At 72.0% G+C, this 16847-nt stretch carries 19 protein-coding genes; 13 read left to right on the forward strand and 6 right to left on the reverse strand.

Annotation, left to right across the window (positions count from 1 at the left end; genetic code table 11):
• Window positions 1-367, forward strand: a 367-nt coding sequence (locus HHX40_RS33725) for a GTP-binding protein (protein WP_182883809.1), incomplete at its 5' end; no start/stop codon positions are given.
• A 127-nt stretch (window positions 368-494) separates the two neighbouring features.
• Window positions 495-2051, forward strand: coding sequence for a signal recognition particle protein (gene ffh / locus HHX40_RS33730; RefSeq protein WP_182883810.1), 1557 nt, complete (start codon window positions 495-497; stop codon window positions 2049-2051).
• 10 nt (window positions 2052-2061) lie between these two features.
• On the opposite strand, the gene HHX40_RS33735 is transcribed toward ffh, so the two are convergent.
• A complete protein-coding gene (locus tag HHX40_RS33735) occupies window positions 2062-2730 on the reverse strand; it encodes a DUF4232 domain-containing protein (protein WP_182883811.1) in 669 nt (222 codons plus the stop codon).
• Window positions 2731-3071: 341 nt separating this feature from the next.
• Here HHX40_RS33735 and rpsP point away from each other — a divergent pair, with 341 nt between their 5' ends.
• From rpsP to HHX40_RS33785, 10 genes are all read left to right on the forward strand, one after another.
• Window positions 3072-3527 (forward strand): 30S ribosomal protein S16, encoded by a 456-nt coding sequence (gene rpsP, locus HHX40_RS33740; protein WP_117409794.1) that lies wholly within the window; start codon window positions 3072-3074, stop codon window positions 3525-3527.
• Window position 3528: 1 nt separating this feature from the next.
• Window positions 3529-3771, forward strand: a complete 243-nt coding sequence (locus HHX40_RS33745; RefSeq protein WP_117409795.1) for an RNA-binding protein — start codon at window positions 3529-3531, stop codon at window positions 3769-3771.
• Between the two features lie 189 nt (window positions 3772-3960).
• A complete protein-coding gene (gene rimM, locus HHX40_RS33750; RefSeq protein WP_138463261.1) occupies window positions 3961-4476 on the forward strand; it encodes a ribosome maturation factor RimM in 516 nt (171 codons plus the stop codon).
• 10 nt (window positions 4477-4486) lie between these two features.
• Complete coding sequence (trmD, locus tag HHX40_RS33755) at window positions 4487-5335, forward strand: tRNA (guanosine(37)-N1)-methyltransferase TrmD (RefSeq protein ID WP_182883812.1); 849 nt, start codon at window positions 4487-4489, stop codon at window positions 5333-5335.
• Window positions 5336-5489: 154 nt separating this feature from the next.
• The gene (gene rplS, locus HHX40_RS33760) at window positions 5490-5855 is read left to right on the forward strand and encodes a 50S ribosomal protein L19 (RefSeq protein ID WP_117409798.1); all 366 of its coding nucleotides are present in this window, start codon (window positions 5490-5492) and stop codon (window positions 5853-5855) included.
• A 158-nt stretch (window positions 5856-6013) separates the two neighbouring features.
• Complete coding sequence (gene lepB, locus HHX40_RS33765) at window positions 6014-6826, forward strand: signal peptidase I (protein WP_117409799.1); 813 nt, start codon at window positions 6014-6016, stop codon at window positions 6824-6826.
• Between the two features lie 80 nt (window positions 6827-6906).
• A complete protein-coding gene (gene lepB / locus HHX40_RS33770) occupies window positions 6907-7614 on the forward strand; it encodes a signal peptidase I (RefSeq protein WP_310738394.1) in 708 nt (235 codons plus the stop codon).
• 78 nt (window positions 7615-7692) lie between these two features.
• Window positions 7693-8418 (forward strand): ribonuclease HII, encoded by a 726-nt coding sequence (locus HHX40_RS33775; RefSeq protein WP_182883813.1) that lies wholly within the window; start codon window positions 7693-7695, stop codon window positions 8416-8418.
• Window positions 8419-8496: 78 nt separating this feature from the next.
• The gene (locus tag HHX40_RS33780; protein WP_012888569.1) at window positions 8497-8820 is read left to right on the forward strand and encodes a DUF2469 domain-containing protein; all 324 of its coding nucleotides are present in this window, start codon (window positions 8497-8499) and stop codon (window positions 8818-8820) included.
• A gap of 145 nt (window positions 8821-8965) precedes the next feature.
• A complete protein-coding gene (locus HHX40_RS33785; RefSeq protein WP_182883814.1) occupies window positions 8966-9631 on the forward strand; it encodes a M23 family metallopeptidase in 666 nt (221 codons plus the stop codon).
• Here the strand turns inward: HHX40_RS33785 and HHX40_RS33790 are convergent.
• From HHX40_RS33790 to HHX40_RS33810, 5 genes are all read right to left on the reverse strand, one after another.
• Complete coding sequence (locus tag HHX40_RS33790) at window positions 9611-10330, reverse strand: cytidylate kinase family protein (protein ID WP_220499911.1); 720 nt, start codon at window positions 10328-10330, stop codon at window positions 9611-9613. The two genes, HHX40_RS33785 and HHX40_RS33790, sit on opposite strands and share 21 nt — an antisense overlap.
• Window positions 10331-10487: 157 nt before the next feature.
• On the reverse strand, window positions 10488-11408 hold the full coding sequence (locus HHX40_RS33795; RefSeq protein WP_182883815.1) for a tyrosine recombinase XerC: 921 nt from the start codon (window positions 11406-11408) through the stop codon (window positions 10488-10490).
• A 114-nt stretch (window positions 11409-11522) separates the two neighbouring features.
• A complete protein-coding gene (gene dprA, locus HHX40_RS33800; protein ID WP_220499912.1) occupies window positions 11523-12848 on the reverse strand; it encodes a DNA-processing protein DprA in 1326 nt (441 codons plus the stop codon).
• Complete coding sequence (locus HHX40_RS33805; protein ID WP_182883817.1) at window positions 12848-14395, reverse strand: YifB family Mg chelatase-like AAA ATPase; 1548 nt, start codon at window positions 14393-14395, stop codon at window positions 12848-12850. Before HHX40_RS33805 ends, dprA begins: the two co-directional genes overlap by 1 nt.
• Window position 14396: 1 nt before the next feature.
• Window positions 14397-14750, reverse strand: coding sequence for a YraN family protein (locus HHX40_RS33810; protein ID WP_117409805.1), 354 nt, complete (start codon window positions 14748-14750; stop codon window positions 14397-14399).
• 287 nt (window positions 14751-15037) lie between these two features.
• On the opposite strand from HHX40_RS33810, the gene HHX40_RS33815 reads away from it, so the two are divergent.
• The gene (locus HHX40_RS33815) at window positions 15038-16576 is read left to right on the forward strand and encodes a CoA transferase (RefSeq protein WP_310738395.1); all 1539 of its coding nucleotides are present in this window, start codon (window positions 15038-15040) and stop codon (window positions 16574-16576) included.
• Window positions 16577-16847: the final 271 nt, after the last annotated feature.

A 16847-nucleotide genomic window follows, 5' to 3' on the forward strand; every position in this document is an offset into this window, starting at 1 on the left:
GGTGTCGCTGGACCGGGATCTGATTCTTTATCTGTTCGGTACGCCGGGTCAGCATCGGTTCTGGTTCATGTGGGATGACCTGGTGCGGGGGGCGATCGGTGCGGTGGTGCTGGTCGACACCCGGCGGCTGGCCGACAGTTTTCCCGCGGTGGACTACTTCGAGGAGGCGCGGCTGCCGTTCGTCGTCGGCGTCAACGGCTTCGACGGGCAGCACACCCATTCGGACGACGAGCTGCGGGAGGCGCTCACGATCTCACCCGGGATTCCGATCGTCCGTACGGACGCCCGGGACCGGGAGTCGGTGAAGAGCACCCTGATCAGGCTCGTCGAGCACGCCCTGACGTCGCACGTCGGCGCGCTCCGTTGACGACCCCGGACGCCGCCGTCCTGCGATCTCACCTTGGCGGCGCGGGCGTGAACGCCGTACGGGCGGATAGTCTGGGGAGACTGATGGTTCACCGACCCGTCCACTCGCTTCGAGGCTGGCCAAACACGTGTTCGAGACGCTTTCCGACCGGCTGACTTCGGTCTTCTCCTCCCTTCGGTCCAAAGGCAGGCTTTCCGACGCCGACATCGACGCGACCTGCCGCGAGATCCGTATCGCGCTTCTTGAGGCGGACGTCGCGCTGCCGGTCGTGAAGGACTTCGTGGCCCGGATCAAGGAGCGGGCCCGCGGCGCCGAGGTCTCCCAGGCGCTGAACCCCGCCCAGCAGGTCGTGAAGATCGTCAACGACGAGCTGATCGATGTGCTCGGCGGTGAGACGCGGCGGCTCCGCTTCGCCAAGAACCCGCCGACCGTGATCATGCTGGCCGGTCTCCAGGGCTCGGGTAAGACGACCCTCGCCGGCAAGCTCGCCAAGTGGCTGCGCGACCAGGGGCACGCCCCGCTGCTCGTGGCCTGCGACCTGCAGCGACCCAACGCCGTGCAGCAGCTCGCCGTCATGGCCGAGCGGGCCGGGGTGGCGGTGTACGCCCCCGAGCCCGGCAACGGCGTGGGCGACCCGGTCGCGGTGGCGCGGCAGTCGGTGGACCACGCGCGGCGCCAGCAGCACGACGTGGTCATCGTCGACACCGCCGGCCGCCTCGGCATCGACCAGGAGCTGATGAAGCAGGCCGCCGACATCCGCGACGCGGTCACGCCGGACGAGGTCCTGTTCGTGCTGGACGCGATGATCGGCCAGGACGCCGTGAGCACCGCCGGCGCGTTCATGGAGGGCGTCGGCTTCGACGGCGTCGTGCTGACCAAGCTCGACGGCGACGCCCGCGGCGGCGCGGCCCTGTCGGTGCGGCACGTCACCGGCCGGCCGATCATGTTCGCCAGCACCGGCGAGAAGCTTGAGGACTTCGACGCCTTCCACCCCGACCGGATGGCCGGCCGGATCCTCGACATGGGTGACATCCTCACCCTGATCGAGCAGGCGCAGAAGACGTTCGACGAGCAGGAGGCCGCCAAGATGGCGGGCAAGCTCGTCTCCGGCGACGGCTTCACCCTGGACGACTTCCTCGAGCAGATGATGATGGTCCGCCGTATGGGGCCCATCAAGAACCTCCTCGGCATGATGCCGGGCATGGGCCAGATGCGCGAGCAGCTCAACCAGGTCGACGACCGCGACCTGGACCGCGTCGCCGCCATCATCCGCTCGATGACCCCGGGCGAGCGGCAGGACCCGAAGATCATCAACGGCTCCCGCCGGGCGCGCATCGCCAAGGGCTCCGGAGTGACGGTCACCGAGGTGAACAACCTGGTCGTCCGGTTCTTCGAGGCACAGAAGATGATGAAGCGGATGACCCAGGGCATGGGCATCCCGGGGATGCCCGGAGGGCGCAAGCAGAAGGCGCAGAAGGCCAAGAAGGGCCGCCGCGTCAGCGGCGACCCCCGCAAGGCCGCGCTCGGCAAGGCCGGGGCGAACGCGTCGTCGGACGGCTCGGCCGAGCCGAAGCTGCCCAAGGGCCTGCTCGGCAACCTCGGGAACGGCGGTCAGCTGCCTCCCGGCCTGGAGCTTCCGCCCGGCTTCGACCCCTCCAAGCTCAAGCTGCCCGGCCAGAAGTAACGAGCGCGGGTCAGAGGCCGGAGCCGGGAGACATCGGCCTGGCGTCGATCCTGCCGTCGTCGCAGATCGAGGCGGTGAACGGGACCTCCAGGTGCGCCACCTCGTCCGGCGGAATGATCATCAGCCGGGCCGAGACGGGGCACCGGGTCTCGTGGTCGGTCGGCACCACCGTCCAGTGGAGCCGCGCGTGCGCGCTCGCGCCGGGCCGCAGCGTGACCCGGTGCGGCGTCACGCTCTCGCGCCGGGTGCGGGTGCGCAGCACGTCGCCCCGGCCGTCGATCAGGACGAGCCCGACGAAGCCGTAGACCCAGCAGGTCCGGCCCGAGGCGTTGGTCAGGACGAGCGGCGCGTAGCGGTTGCCCGCCCCCGGGTCCTGCCGTCCGACGCGGGCCCGCAGTCCCGTCGTACGGCACCGAGCGGGCCCCTTCGCGGCGGAGGCCGTGGAAGCGGTGGAGGCGATGGAGGCGGAGGCCGCGCGGACGGTGCCGCGAGCCGCCGCCGGTGTCAGGGCGGCGGTGCCTGCCGGGACGGTGGAGACCGTACCCGTGTCTCCGCCTGTGCCGGCGGCCGACGCCCCGGTGGCGGCCGGGGGCGCGGCGTGGCCGGTGGACAGGGCGCAGCCGGTGGACAGCAGGATGGCCGCCGCCGCGACGCCGGCCCTGCTCGTGATTGCTCGCATGCCTGTTGGACGGCCGATGCCGCCGGTCAGTTCGCGTGATCGGACGCCCTTTCACGTGGACGCGCGTCTCCCTGACTCCGGCGCGGCCTCTCCGGGTCCTTCTCCGGGTGGTCCTTCTTCGGGCTGCCATTGCCGGGTGGCGGGGAAAACGGGGACGGCGGCGGGGCCGTCGTTGCCCGAGCATGCGCAATCATCTGGCAGAATGTCAGGCTGGAACATCGTGACCAGGCGGATGCCCTCTCACCTCCGCCGGCCGCGTCTGTCCCTCGAGCGGGCTCCCGTCGTGCCCCACTCGACGAGACACCGCTCACCCACGCTCTAATGCAGGAGAGACCACACCCGTGGCAGTCAAGATCAAGCTCAAGCGGCTCGGAATGATCCGCAACCCGCAGTACCGCATCGTCATCGCCGACGCCCGGAGCAAGCGGGACGGCCGTGCGATCGAGGAGATCGGCCTCTACCACCCGAAGGAGAACCCCTCGCGCATCGAGGTGAACTCCGAGCGGGCGCAGTACTGGCTGAGCGTCGGCGCGCAGCCGACCGACCCGGTCCTCAAGATCTTCAAGCTGACCGGCGACTGGCAGAAGTTCAAGGGCGAGCCCGCCCCCGCCACGCCGCTCCAGGTCGCCGAGCCCAAGCCCGACCGGCACGCGGCGTACGAGGCCGCGGCCCGGGAGTCGCTGTCGGGCGACACCGGCGCCGCCGCCACCACGCCGAAGAAGGCCAGGAAGCCCGTGAAGGCCGAAGAGACCGCCGAGGCCCCGGCCGCGGAGGAGAAGCCGGAAGGCGAGGCCTGAGGTGCTCGAGGAAGCCCTCGAACACCTGGTCAAGGGCATCGTCGAGCACCCGGACGACGTCCGGGTCCGCGCCCGGCGCATTCGCACCGGGCGCGTTCTCGAGGTCCGGGTGCACCCCGACGACCTCGGCAAGGTGATCGGCCGTGGCGGCCGTACGGCCAGAGCGTTGCGCACCGTCGTCAACGCGCTGTCGGACGGCAAGTACGTGCGGATCGACCTGGTCGACCTTGAAGAGGCGCGCTGAGCCGGCTCTGGCGGCGATACTCGCGCCCGGGGGACCCCGCACCGGGGTCCCCCGGTGTGTTTTCCGGGGTCCTCCGGGGCTTTCCGAGGGTGGTCCGCGGGATGCGGTGACGCCTCGGGACGGGCCTCCCGGTGCGGGTTTCCCGGGCTGAAAGTGACGAAGAAGGATTGTTGCGGAGGTAGGCGGCACGTGCAGCTAGTCGTGGGCAGGATCGGCCGTCCGCACGGCGTGCGGGGCGAGGTCACGGTCGAGGTGCGCACCGACGACCCGGATTCGCGTTTCGCCCCGGGTACGACGCTCGCCACCGAACCGGCCTCGGCCGGCCCGGTGACCGTCGAGCGGTCCCGGTGGCACAAGGACATCCTGCTGCTGACCATCGAGGGCGTGGCGGACCGCGACGCCGCCGAGGCGCTGCGCGGCACCCTGCTCGTCGTCGACTCGGCGGACCTGCCGCCGCTGGCGGACCCCGACGAGTTCCACGACCACGAGCTCATCGGCCTGACGGTCGTGACGACCGGGGGAGAACGTGTCGGCGAGGTGGCCGACGTCCTCCACCACGGCCAGGACCTTCTCGTGGTGACCCGGCCGTCCCGCGACGACGCGTACATCCCGTTCGTCAAGGCGCTCGTACCCGAGATCGACCTCGGGAAGGGGATCCTGGTCGTCGACCCTCCGCCAGGACTGCTCGACACCGAGGCGGAGTAGGAGCGGCCGCGTGCGCGTCGACATCATCTCGATCTTCCCGGAGTACTTCGCCCCGCTCGACGTCTCCCTGATGGGCAAGGCGCGCGAGCGCGGCATCCTGGACATCCACCTGCACCAACTCCGCGACTGGACCCAGGACGTCCACAAGACGGTGGACGACACGCCGTACGGCGGGGGCCCCGGCATGGTGATGAAACCGGAGATCTGGGGCGCGGCCGTCGACGCCGTGATCGGCGAGGGACGCGCCGTCTCCGGCGAGGACACGCTGCCCCGGCTGATCGTGCCCACGCCGAGCGGACGGCCGTTCACCCAGGAAGTGGCGCTGGAGTACGCCAAGGAGCCGTGGCTGCTGTTCGCGCCCGCCCGGTACGAGGGCATCGACTCCCGGGTGGTGGCGGAGTACGGCGCCCGCCTGCGGGCCGACGAGGTGAGCATCGGCGACTACGTCCTGGCCGGGGGAGAGGCCGCCGTCCTGGTGATGGTCGAGGCCGTGGGCAGGCTGCTGCCGGGGGTCCTCGGCAACGCGCGGTCGGTGGCCGACGACTCCTTCGCCCCCGGTGCGATGGCCAACCTGCTGGAAGGCCCCGTCTACACGAAACCACCCGTGTGGCGGGGGCACGAGGTGCCCGAGGTCCTCCTGTCGGGCCATCACGGCAGGATCGCCCGGTGGCGGCGGGACGAGGCGCTGCGCCGCACGCTGGAGCGCAGGCCGGAACTGGCCGCCAGGTTCGACCCGGAGAGCCTCGACAAGCACGACCGGCGGGTCGTCGAGGAGTTCGGGGAACGCCGGTCCGCCGCCGCGCCGGAGGGCGCGCCGGGTGCCGCGTTTCGCGAAGCGCCGGAAGATGTGGCAGACTGAATCGCTGCTGCCTCCTTCGGCATGTCCGGGTGAGCCCCGGTCGAGACGTGGCAGACAAGACGTATCAAGCCAAGCGCGCGTGTCCCCCTCGATGCCGAGCCGTGGCCCGGCCGGGTGGACCTCCGCGTGCTCATGTCAATGAGGAACCGCCGCCATGCACACGCAGATCCAGGAGCTCGAGAAGGCTGCCCTGCGCAGCGACGTACCGGACTTCCGCCCGGGTGACACGCTGGAGGTTCACGTCCGCGTCGTCGAGGGCAACCGGTCCCGTATCCAGGTGTTCAAGGGGTTCGTCCTGCGCCGTCAGGGCGGCGGCATCCGTGAGACGTTCACGGTCCGCAAGGTCAGCTACGGCGTCGGCGTCGAGCGCACCTTCCCGGTCCACAGCCCGGTGATCGAGAAGATCACTCTGGTCACCCGCGGTGACGTCCGCAGGGCCAAGCTGTACTACATGCGTGACCTGCGCGGAAAGGCCGCCCGCATCCGCGAGAAGCGCGAGGCGCTGCCGGCCGCCAAGTAGGGCCTTGGGGATGGTGGTCCGCGCCTCAGGTGCGGGCCACTTTCTTTTTGGCCGGGGATGCGGTGTCCTCGACGCTCGCCGTCCTGGACATCATCTAGGCTCAGCAGCGTTGGCTAGCGAGGACAGGGGCCGGGCACGAGTCGCCTGTCGAGGACGGGGTGGACGTGGTCGCCGAAGACGTCAAGCAGAACGCCGAGGACGGCAAGAAGAAAGGCTCGTTCTGGCGGGAGCTGCCCGTTCTGATCGTGGTCGCTCTCGCTCTGGCCCTGCTGATCAAGTCTTTCGTGGTCCAGGCGTTCTACATCCCCTCGGGATCGATGGAGAACACGCTCCTCATCAACGACCGGGTCCTGGTCAACAAGCTCGTCTACCGCGTACGCGACATCGCGCGCGGTGACGTCGTCGTGTTCTCCGGAGTGGACTCCTGGGACCCCGAGGTCCAGATAGAGGAGCCGTCGAATCCCGTCGTCGGGGCCATGCGCTGGATCGGCACGGCCTTCGGAATGGTGCCGGGGGAGAAGGACTACATCAAGCGGGTCATCGGCGTGCCCGGAGACAAGGTCAAGTGCTGCGACGCCCAGGGCCGTGTCACCGTCAACGGCGTGCCGCTCGACGAGAAGTCGTACCTGTACCCGGGCAACGCGCCGTCGGACCGGCCGTTCGAGGTGACCGTGCCGCCGGGCCGCCTGTGGGTCATGGGCGACCACCGCTCGCTCTCCTGGGACTCCCGCCTGCACACCGGTGATCCGGGCGGCGGTACGATCCCCGCCGACAAGGTGATCGGGCGCGCGTTCGTCATCGTCTGGCCGTTCGACCGGGCGAAGATCCTTCCGATCCCGGACACGTTCGGGCAGCCGGCCCTCCAGGCGGCCGCTGCCGGAGCCGCGCCGTTCGTGGCGGGCTTCGCCGGGGCCGTGCCGCTGGTCGCGGTGGGCCGCGGGTTCGGGCGCAGGCTGAGGCGGCGGCGGTAGGGCGGACGTGGCGAGCCCGGAGGAGAGAGCGAGAGCAAGTGAGCGAGGCCGACGAGAGCCGCTTAGGCGCGGGTAGGCCCGTGCGTCCCGTCGACGAGGACCCGGCCGTGGCCGGACCCCCGGAGACGGTGCCGGCGGAGACAGTGCCCTCCGGCATCGGGTCGGCGGGGACGGTGCCGACTGAGACCGGGCCGGGGGAACCGGGGAAGGACGCGCCCGCCAAGAAGGCCTCGGGCCTGCGGGACACCCTCCTGTACATGGTCGGCGGAGTGGTCGCCGCCCTGCTGATCCACACGTTCCTCCTGCAGTCGTTCTACATCCCGTCGGAGTCGATGCAGAACACGCTGCTGATCAACGACTACGTCGTGGTCAACAAGCTCGCGTACAAGCTGGGGTCCGTGCAGCGCGGCGACATCGTGGTCTTCAAGGGCTGGGACGGCGAGGACACGATCAAGCGGGTGATCGGCGTCGGCGGTGACCATGTGAAGTGCTGCGACGACAAGCGCCGCATCACCGTGAACGGGACGCCCCTGGACGAGGAGGGCAAGTACCTCTACCCAGGGGTCTATCCCTCCGGCCGGGACTTCGACGTGAAGGTCCCCAAGGGACGGGTGTGGCTGATGGGCGACCACCGGAACAACTCCGCCGACTCGCGCTTCTACATGGACGACGGACACCAGGGCACGATCTCGGAGGACGACATCATCGGGCGCGCGTTCCTGCGCTACTGGCCGCTGAACCGGATCTCGTTCCTGTCCCGTCCCGACACTTTCTCGGTCGTTCACTGAGCTCACCTGCGGCTTTGCCGCGGGAGGCGGTTTCGGCCGTATCGCGGGTCCCGAATGGGGCGTAATCTGCTTCTCGTCATGACAGCTGCCTATCGTCCGCGCCCGAGTGTCGTACGGCGGGACTCCGGACTCTACGGCTACGAGCGGGCCCTGGCCCGGCGGGGCTTCACGCCGGTCGCCGGGGTGGACGAGGCCGGGCGCGGCGCCTGCGCCGGACCGCTGGTGGTCGCCGCGGTCGTGCTGGGGCGGGAGATCGACGGGCTGGCCGATTCCAAGCTGCTCACCGAGGCCGTCCGCGAACGTCTCCACGAGCGGATCGTGGCGACCGCACGGGCCGTGAGCGTCGTCGTCATCCCGCCCGGGGAGATCGACGAGCGCGGCCTGCACAAGTGCAACGTCTCCGGCATGCGGCGGGCCGTCGCCGGGCTGGGGCTCGTCCCCGGTTACGTCCTCGTGGACGGCTTCCCGGTGGCCGGGCTGCCCGCGCCGTCGCTGGCCGTCTGGAAGGGCGACCAGGTCGCGGCATGCGTGGCGGCGGCCTCGATCGTGGCGAAGGTGACCAGGGACCGGCTGATGCACGGTCTCGACGAGACCTTCCCGCAGTACGGCTTCGCCCTGCACAAGGGGTACGTCACGCCGGGCCACAGACGGGCGCTGGCCCGCCACGGGCCGTGCGCCCAGCACCGGTTCTCGTTCGTGACGGTGGCCAGGGTGACTCATGGGACATCGGTCCCGGCGCGGGGACTGCGGACGGGGCAGGATGGGGACATGCGCGAGAATGAGGTCGGGGCCGGTGCCCTCTGAAGAGGGCCGGTCTCGACCGGCGATCTTGATGGGGACCTCGACGGGGATCTCGACGGGGAGCGGAAGAGGAGGACCGGGATGAGCGCCGAAGATCTCGAAAAGTACGAGACCGAGATGGAGTTGCAGCTCTACCGGGAGTACCGCGATGTGGTCGGACTGTTCACCTACGTGGTCGAGACCGAGCGGCGCTTCTATCTCACCAACTCCGTCGATCTCGACGTGCGCACCGCCGAGAACGGCGACGTCTTCTTCGACGTCAAGATGCAGGACGCCTGGGTCTGGGACATGTACCGCCCGGCCCGCTTCGTGAAGAACGTGCGGGTCGTGACCTTCAAGGACGTCAACGTCGAGGAACTGGCCAAGCCGGACCTCGAGATGCCGAAGGAAGGCTTCTCCAACTGATCACGTCCGGCGGCGGCTGACCCGGCACGGCGGCCGATCCGGTGCGGCGGCCGATCGTGCGCGGCGGCTGTCTTCCACGTGGGTGCCTGTCCACAGAACGGCGCTCGGCCGCCTGGTGCGGGGCTGTACGGCGCACCCTGGCCGCATGCGTCTCGTCACTTGTCCGCTCGTCGTCGTCCTGCTGATCGCGGCTGCGGCCTCTCCCTCGGCCGCCGCCCGCCTCACCGGCGCCGTTCTTCCCCCGAACCTCTCCCCGAAGCCGTCCCAGGCCACCGCGTCCTCGAAGGCGCCCCGCCCGTTCCGCCCCGTGGGGATACGGCTCCCCGGAGGCGCGCCCAGGTGGATGTGGCCGCTTTCCCGGCCGGCACGGCCGCTCAGGCGCTTCGATCCGCCCGCACAGCGCTGGCTCGCCGGGCACCGGGGCGTGGACCTCGCGGCGGATCCCGGCGAGGAGGTCAGGGCCGCGGGGCCGGGAACGGCCGGAGTGGCGGAGCGGGTCGCCGGGCGGGGAGTCGTGACGGTCGTGCACGCCGGAGGGCTGCGCACCACCTACCTGCCGGTGCGCGCCCTGGTACGCCCCGGTGAGGTCGTCGTGGCCGGACAGGTCATCGGCGTCATCGAGGACGGCGCCGCGCACTGCCCGGTGTCATGCCTGCACTGGGGCTTGTTGCGCGACCCGGGCTTACTGCGCGACCGGGGCCCGTTGCGTGACCGGCTCTACCTCGACCCGCTCCTCCTCTTCGGTCAGGGGGAGGTCCGTCTCCTGCCCCGATGGCCCATCGAGCGATCGTCAGATCCCGCGTATCGATGAGTGTGGCCGGACCTCCCAGGACGGCCGTTGGAGCTGGTCGTTGTACACGACGATGTCGGCGTGCTCGGTGGGGCGGGCGGTGGCGAAGTAGAGCTGCTGGGAAGGGATGTAGCGGCCGCGCCAGGTCCGTTCGACTGCGGCGGTGTCGGCGGTGGATCCCGCCAGCGCTGTGCTCCGGTCCCGGGCGCGATTCACCGTCGTCTCGAATGGGACGGACACGAAGACGCGCAGGTCCCACCGGGCGATGAGTTCCGGGCGCAGGAGGAAGACGCCGTCGAAGAGCAGTACGGCGTCCGCCGGGGCGCTCGTGGCCGGCGGGGACGTCGGGGCGTCGGCGTCTCTGTCGTAGACGGCGTGTCGGAACCTCCGGTCTCCGCCTGGGCCCAGTGGATCGAGCAGGACCCGGCACAGCGCGGCATGGTCGTGGGCGTCGAAGTAGCAGCCTTCGGCCGAGTACTGGCCGCGCCGGTAGCGCTGTGCACGGGGGAGAAGAAAGTCGTCGATGGTCGCGCGGATGACGTCGCGGTCTTGCGCGCGCAGGACGACGGCGAGCTCGTCGGCCAGCGTGGTCTTGCCGGAGGCGGGCGGGCCGTCGATGGCGACCCGTAGCGGGTGCCCGACCGTGACGGACCTGATCGCCTCGGCCAGCCGGCTGATGAGCTCGCCGCGGGTGCCCTGGTCCATCGCCGCCTCACTCACCGGGTCTCTTTTCAGCACCGTACGTCAGGCTGCGGTAGCCGGCTCGCGTTCGACGGGGACGACTCGTTGCGGACTGGCCCGGGAGTAGTCCGGGGGTGGCTCGGCCGGGCGCTGAAGGAGGGCGGGGTTGGCCGATCGAGGGTCGGCACGACGAGCGTCAGGCCCGGGGGTGGGCCTGGCGGTAGGCCGCCCGGAGCCGCTCGATCGACACGTGGGTGTAGATCTGCGTGGTGGCCAGCGAGGCGTGTCCGAGCAGCTCCTGGACGGACCGGAGGTCGGCCCCGCCTTCGAGCAGGTGAGTGGCGGCGGTGTGCCGGAGCCCGTGGGGCCCCATGTCGGGTGCCCCCTCCACCTGGGCCAGCCGGGCGTGGACGACGCGCCGGACGGTGCCCTGGTCGACGCGACCTCCCCGGACGCCGAGGAAGAGCGCCGGGCCGCTCCCTTCGCGGACCCACAGGGGCCTGCCACGCACACACCACGCGTCGAGCGCCCGGAGCGCGGGCAGACCGAACGGGACGGTCCGCTCCCTGCGCCCCTTTCCCATCACCCGGACCGTGTTGCGGTCCCGGTCCACGTCGTCGACGTCGAGGCCGCACAACTCGCTCACCCGCATGCCTGTGGCGTACAGCAGTTCGAGCATGGCCCGATCGCGCAGGTCCTTGGGTTCGTCCGCTTGGGGCGCGTCGAGAACGGCCTCGGCCTCGGTCTGGTCCAGCACCTTGGGCAGCCGGCGCTCCGCCTTGGCGGTGCCGAGAAGCAGACCCGGGTCGCTCGCCAGCCACCCCCGGCGGTGACAGAAGGCGGTGAAGACCCGCGCACACGCCGTCCGGCGGGCCAGCGTGGCCCTGGAGCGCCCGGCCTGGTGCTGGTCGCCCAGCCAGTCACGCAGGCCGGTGATGTCCAGGCCGGACAGATCCGTCTGCCCGGCGGCCGTCAGGTGCGTGATCAGCGCGGTGACGTCGCCCAGGTAGGCCCGCACCGTGTGCGGAGAGAGGTCCCGTTCGAGGCGCAGATGCCGCTCGAACTGCTCCAGCACGACGTCGAACCGTCCCCGGTCCCGCCCTTTGCCCGCTGTCATGCCGCCATACCCTCTCGCACTCCACCCTTGTCGCGCCGGCGGGCCGCGCGGGCGGCCCACACAGGTGAACCTACGCGCGCTCGGGGCGATGTGGGGGAGTGCCGAGGCGCCCTGTCAGGTTCGGGCGGCGGGCCGCAGCCGCCAACCTCGGTCGGCGTTCTCGACGAATCCCGCGGCGGCCAGGACGCCGAGGCAGGCCAGCGCCGTCCCGATGTCCACCCCGGCTGAGACGGCGATCGCCGCGGGACCCGCCGCGCCACGCGCCGGGATCGCCTCCAGGACGCGCCTGGTCTCCTCGTTCAGCCCGTCGCGAGGCCGGACGGGGCCGCGCCGCTCCGGGGCGAGGTCGTCCCCGATGGAGCCGACCAATTCGACGACCTCCTCCGGGGAGGTCACGCAGACGGCCCTGCCCTGCCGGATCAGGATGTGGCAGCCTGCGGAGACCTCGGTGGTGACGGGACCGGGCACGGCCATCAGGTGCCTGTTCAGGCCTGAGGCGTGGGAGGCCGTGTTGAGCGCCCCACTGCGGGCGGCGGCCTGGACGACGACCGTTCCCCGGGACAGGGCGGCGATCACCCGGTTGCGGACGAGGAAGCGGAGCCGGGTGGGGTGCGCACCCGGTGGCCACTCGCTGAGGATCACCCCTCGCTCCCGCACGACGCGGAAGAGGTCCTCGTGCGCGCTGGGATAACAGACGTCTGTTCCGCAGGCCAGCACGACGATCGTCGGCGAACCGGAGGCCAGTGCTCCCCGGTGCGCCGCGCCGTCGATCCCGTACGCGCCGCCGCTGATCACGGTCCAGCCTCGCCCGCCGAGGCTCATGGCGAACTCGGCCGCCACGGTCGTGCCGTACGCGGTGGCGGCTCTGGCCCCGACGACCGACACCGAACGCAGGCAGGAGAAACGCAGGTTCGCCGGTCCGTCCACCCAGAGCCCGAAAGGCCTGACATGCCCAAGATCATCGAGCTGGGTGGGCCACTCGGCGTCGCCCGGGACGACGAGCCGCGCCCCCTGCCGCCGGCCCTCCGCGAGGTCGGCGGCCGGATCTCTGTAGCGGGCCGCCCAGGCGGCCGCATGCCGATCGAGGTCCACGTGGCGGGTCGACGGACCACCGCGGTCGCGCTCCTCACGCACGAAGCCGGGGTCGAGCCGGCCCCGCCTCGCCTGCTCCATGGCGTCCAGCGGGCCGTGGCGGGCGATCAGGCGGCCCATCACGGCGTCACCCGCCTCCGCCATGCGCATGAGAGCCACCCGCGCCAGCCGTGCCGACTCGTCCGGCTGCTCCGCTCCGCCCGGTTGCCCTGTCCCGCCCGGCTGTTCCGCTCCGCCCGGTTGTTCCGCTCCGCCTGGCTGTTCCAGCTTGCCTGGGTGTTCCGCTCCATCCGGTCGCTCCGGCTCGCCGGGCCGTTCGGTCTTCTTCGAGGGGTCGGTCACTCGCATCAGTCCACTCCGAGCCATAGTGCGAGGGCCGCGGATGTCTCGGTGCGGCCCGGACGGTCTTCGCCCGCGAGGTCCGCGAGCGTCCAGGAGATCCGGAGCACGCGGTCGAGGCCGCGCGCGCTGAGCGTGCCCACGTCGAGCCCCCGGTGCAGCGGGGCCATGACGGTGTCAGGCAGGCGGAACCGGCGGTGCAGCGCGGACGAGGACACCTCGGCGTTGGTGTGCCATGGAGTGCCCGCAAGCCTTCGGGCGGCCCGCTCCCGGGCCTGCCGGACCCGCTCGGCCACGGTCGCGCTGTTCTCCACGAAGTGCCGGTCGGCGAGCAACTCGGCCCGGGTGGCCCGGCCGATCCGCACCTTGACGTCGACGCGGTCGAGCAGCGGCCCGGAGAGCCGGTCGAGGTAGCGGCGCCGGCCCGCGGGGGTGCATCTGCAGGGATGCCCGCCGGTGCCCTGAAGCCCGCAGGGGCAGGGGTTGGCCGCCAGCACCAGCATGAACCGGGCGGGGAATGTGACCGTGCCGACGGCCCGGGAGATCGTGACCCTTCCCGACTCGAGCGGCTGGCGCAGGGAGTCGAGCACGGTGGTCGCGAACTCCGGCGCCTCGTCGAGGAAGAGCACGCCTCGATGCGCGAGCGACACCGCCCCGGGCCGTACGACACCGCCGCTCCCGCCACCCACGACGGCCGCCATCGTCGCGCTGTGATGCGGGGCCATGAAGGGCGGCCGGGTGAGCAGCGGGCGTCCCGGCGGCAGCGTGCCCGCCACCGAGTGGATGGCCGACACCTCCAGGGCCTTGTCCTGGTCCAGCGGAGGCAGCAGGGTCGGCAGGCGCTCGGCGAGCATGGTCTTGCCGCTTCCCGGGGGACCCAGCATCCACAGGTTGTGCCCTCCGGCGGCGCACACCTCCAGCGCCTTGCGGCCCATCGGCTGCCCGGCCACGTCGCACAGGTCGGGCCCGGATGCGTCCTCCGTGCGGTCGTCGTCCCCCGTCAGGGACGCGGCGTCCGCCACCATCGGGAGCCGGCGCAGGTCGCCCGCTCGCAGCCATCCCACGAGCTCGCCGAGGGAGGTGACCGGAACGACCGTGAGGCCGGGCACCAGAGCGGCCTCGGTGGCGTTGAACGCGGGCACCACGATGGTGCCCACACCCGTCTGGGCCGCGGCGAGCGCGGCGGGCAACACGCCCCTGACAGGCCGCACCCGCCCGTCGAGACCGAGCTCGCCGAGGAACGCCGGCGTCGCGATCCGCTGCGCGGGCACCGCGCCGGCCGCGCCGAGGATGGCCACCGCGATGGCCAGGTCGAAGATCGATCCGCGTTTGGGCAGGGTGGCCGGGAACAGGCTCACGGTGATCCGCGCGTCCGGCCAGGCGAACCCGCTGTTGATCAACGCGGACCGCACGCGCCCCCGGGCCTCGCTGATCGCGGTGTCGAGGAGCCCGATGAAGTGCGTTCCCGCTATGCCGCGGCCGACGTCGGCCTCGACCTCCACGAGGCGTCCGGCGACGCCCACGATGCCGGCGCAGTGGGTCCGGGCGACGGGCACCTCAGACCACCCCGCGTTCATGCCGGAGCGAGAAGTCGCCCGCGAACCTCTCCAGCGCGATCACATCGACCCGTATCGTGTCGAACCGCTCGGCGTGCGCGGCCAGCCACCGGCCGGCCAGCGCGCGCAGGCGCAGCAGTTTGTCGCCGGTCACCGCCTCGAAGGCCGTGCCGTGGCTGCGCCCGGAGCGGGTCTTCACCTCCACGACCACCAGCGCGTTCCCGTCCCGGGCAACGATGTCGATCTCGCCGTCGGCGCAGCGCCAGTTCCGGTCGAGGACGCGCATGCCTCGCGCCGTCAGATAGGTCACGGCCAGTTGCTCGCCGTGCCTGCCCAATTGATCTTTCGCGGCCATGGGACCACCTCCGGCCCCCGACACTCGCCGAGCCCGCCTCGGCCACGTCCGGCCGAACGCCTTTCTGTGGACAGGCGGAGCGATCCACAGGCGCGGGACGGGAAGCGCTCCCTTGTCCACAGTCCGGCCCGCTGCCGGAAATCGGGAGGGGTGGCCGCGGCAGGCTGGGCACCGGCGTGGATACTTGCCCCGGTCCACCCGGGCGGGACGGCGGAGCACCACGCCGCGGCGACGTGACGCGCCGTACGCGGAGGGTTCGCCGGGCGTTCGGGAGTGAGGAGTCGGCGGTGATCGAGAAGTTGATCCGGGATCTGGGGGCGGGTGTCGGGGTCGCCCTGCCCGCCGTGCGCGTCACGGGACAGGACCCCGTGCTGCCGTCCGTCTTCCCGCTCGGCACGATGGCCGCGGCGTCGGCCGGCGCGGTGAGCGCCGCCGTCGCCGCGTACGCCGCCCGGCACGGGCGCCCGGCCGGGCCGAATCCCGGGCCGAACTCAGGGCCGGTATCCGACCCGCATCCCGGGCCGATCGCGGGACCGAGCTCCGAGCCGGACCCAGTGCCGGGCCCAGTGCCGGGCCTCGGGCCGAACTCGGGGGCGGGGAGCGGTGACCCCGAGGTGGCGATCGACGTCCGCCACGCCGCCGTGGCCTTCCAGAGCGAGCGGCACTTCCGTACGGACGGGAAGGCCATGGCCGTCTGGGCGGCTCTGTCGGGGGACTACCCCGCCTCGGACGGCTGGGTCCGGCTCCACTGCAACTTCGACCACCACAGGGACGCCGCCCTGCGCGCGCTCGGGCTCGCCCCGGGGTCGGGCAAGGAGGCCGTCGAGAGGGCGTGCGCCGGCCGTACGGCCGTGGAGGTCGAGGAGGCGGTCGTCCGCGAGGGCGGGTGCGCGGCCGCGATGCGGAGCAGGGCGGAATGGCTCGCGCACCCGCAGGCGCGGGCCCTGGCCGGCCTCCCTCTGGTCGGTCTCTCCCGGCTGCCCGCCCCCGGTTGCCCGGAGGACGGCGGCGGGAGCCGTGGCCGGGGCGAGGTGGGGGAGCACGGCGCGGGCGGCTGGGCACGACCGCTCGGCGGCGTCCGGGTGCTCGATCTCACCAGGGTGATCGCCGGTCCGGTGGCCGCCCGCACTCTCGCGGCCTACGGCGCGGACGTCCTGCGGGTGGGCGCCGCACACCTGCCGGAGGTGCCGGGGCTCGTGGTGGAGACGGCGTTCGGCAAGCGGTCGTGCCACGTCGACCTGCGCTCGGAGACGGGCCGGGAGCGGCTGCGGGAACTGGTCCGCGGGGCCGACGTGGTCATCCAGGCGTATCGGCCGGGGACACTCCGGGCCAGGGGCTTCGGGCCGGACGACCTGGCCGCCCTGCGGCCGGGCGTCGTCTGCGTCGATGTCTCCGCCTACGGAAGCCGGGGGCCGTGGGCCTCCCGGCGCGGGTTCGACAGCCTCGTCCAGATGGCGAGCGGGATCGCCCATGAGAACGGCGACGGGCTGCGGCCCGCGCCGCTGCCCGCCCAGGCTCTCGATCACGCCACGGGATATCTGGCGGCCTTCGGCGCGGTCGCGGCGCTGATCCGGCGCACCGCCGAGGGCGGCTCCTGGCACGTCGAGGTGTCGCTGGCGCGGACCGCGACCTGGCTCGACGATCTCGGCCGGATCGACGGCGGGGGAGTGCCGCGACCTGCGGTCGAGGATCTGCTGGCGACGATGGACAGTCCCTTCGGCACGCTCACCTATGTGACGCCCCCCGGCCTCGCCGGGGGCGTGCGGCCGGGCTGGACGACCCCGCCGCCCCGCCAGGGTGAGCACCCCGCCGCCTGGGCGCTCTGAAGGGGCCGCGCCCGCGGAAGCCGCCGAGGTGAAGACCCTCTTCGGGAGCGCCGGGAGGAGCCTGCGGGGCGCCGCCGGGTGCCACGCCCGCGGAGGGTCATCGGAAGGGGCGGATCCGGGTAGACTGTTCGACGGCCTGTTAGGCCGAATTCGCACGCCCATTCACGAGCCGCCTTTCTCGGTCCGGACCGCGTCCGGTGAAAGTGGCGGCCCGGGGCGTCAGGGCGCGGGCAAGAGGGCCCGCGTGACCAACCGAGACCGTGCCCAAGGG

This window comes from Microbispora sp. H10949 (assembly GCF_014161435.1).
GTDB classification, from domain to species: Bacteria; Actinomycetota; Actinomycetes; order Streptosporangiales; family Streptosporangiaceae; genus Microbispora; species Microbispora triticiradicis.